Origin of the sequence: Bacillus sp. XF8 (assembly GCF_017498755.1) — a bacterium.
Classification (GTDB): domain Bacteria; phylum Bacillota; class Bacilli; order Bacillales; family Bacillaceae_G; genus Bacillus_A; species Bacillus_A bingmayongensis.
The window spans coordinates 1-1,633 of the sequence record NZ_JAGDQK010000112.1; the positions used below are offsets into that span (position 1 = coordinate 1).

At 35.6% G+C, this 1,633-nt stretch carries 2 protein-coding genes; both read right to left on the minus strand.

What is annotated here, in order from left to right; genetic code table 11:
- Positions 1–154: 154 nt before the first annotated feature.
- Positions 155–1,354 carry a Ger(x)C family spore germination protein gene (locus J4P91_RS28600; protein WP_207996785.1) on the minus strand — a complete coding sequence of 400 codons (1,200 nt, stop codon included), beginning with the start codon at positions 1,352–1,354 and terminating at the stop codon, positions 155–157.
- Positions 1,344–1,633: GerAB/ArcD/ProY family transporter (locus tag J4P91_RS28605; RefSeq protein ID WP_207996786.1), on the minus strand; the 290-nt coding region annotated here is incomplete at its 5' end. The genes J4P91_RS28605 and J4P91_RS28600, both read right to left, overlap by 11 nt.

Consider the following 1,633-nt stretch of genomic DNA (forward strand, 5'->3'; position numbering starts at 1 on the left):
AGCTACTAACAATCGCATAAAATGTACAACTTTTTGTTGGCACCACTTAACCTTAACAAAACTTTGCAACAGAACCGATAGAAATTCTATTTTTTCGTAATTATTCCATCACTAAAAGAAGAGAAAATCTGTTGTTATAGAATAAGATAATGTCTCACTTTTTAAAGTTTGACGCCCCATAATCTTTTATGTTTACATTCACATGATATTTAATCGGAGCCTTACTAAATGTTCGATCCCAGTCTTTTTTGACTTTCTCCCATGATTTCGGGTTTGTAATTCTTAATTGGTTTCCGAAGCCCGCGACGTCGACTTGATATTTTTTTTGCATTTTTTCTGTTACATGATTTACTAAACTTTTGATTTCTTGCTCAACAGCTTTTTCTGTCCTTTTTAAAAATTCATTTTTAAAAGCTTTTCCTGAACGCGTCCAATTTTCAGACACACGCCCTTCTGATTCAATGTTTACATCAAAAGAAATCGTATTTCCGTTAACAAGCGGTGTGATTTTGCTTTTTATTGAATATATCTCGTAAATGATCAGTTGCCCTGTTTTTTTATCAAAAGCTTTTACCACACCACCTTTCCTTTTTCCGTTGATCCATATTAGCCCCTCTAATTCCTCTTCATTTAAAAAACCACGCAGCTTATTTGTTTTTCCTTTAATTACGGCAGCTCCTGCAAATTTTGTTTCTCCATTTGTCGCGATCACATTTTGTAAAAGAAAACTGGAACCTGATTGCATCTTTCCTTCTAATTTAGCGAGCGATACAGGAGGTAAAATCCTTGTTGTTCTATTTCGATTATCTGCAATTCTAGTCAAACGAAATGCTGGGATTTCTCCTTTTCCCTTTGATTCCAGTGCCGCACTCGCTCGTCCCTTGCTGATTAATACTTTACTGCTAAGTCTAATTTCATTGTCACGGAGATACTGTTCAAGTAATTGTTCTAAACTGTATGTACGTACAAGGCTATCACTAATAACAATGCTTTTTAAATGTGGGCTGAACAACGGACTCTCCCTTTTCAATGAAAACTCACGAATAATTTGATGAATAGAATCTCCGGTCTCAGAAACATTTATATAATGTTTTTGTTGTCCGTTTCCTTTACTTTGCGCTTGCGAACTAACAATTTGATAAGTAGCTGTTATAAGGTTTCTTTTAGGATATCCGCCTCCTTTTTCCTCAAATTCTTTCTCAATTGTTGCCTCTTTCCCTTTATCCAATGCTATACCTGCAGTTAAACTCAGCTCTTCAATTTCTTTACTGCTCCAGCACCCTGTCAGAAACAGGAGCACAAGCATCGAAAACAAAGTCAAAAGGAACCGTATATAATTAAAGTTATTCTTCACGCTGGCCCCCCTTTAATCGCGTGACAATAAGAAGGAGCAGCGGTAATAAACCGAATAAAAACAATGCAGCATTACCGACCATATCTCCGAATTTAAGCAAATCATTTATATTTTTCGAAGTCATAGCAATGATGTAAATAATCGGAAGCAAAGCAAACATAAACGGATGAATGCTCTTTTTAAAGAGTTGTGCTAGCCCCAATGCAGCAGCGTAGTAACTAATCGTATAGGTAGCAAATATTTGCATAATCCATATTACAAGCAATAAAGATTCAAAAC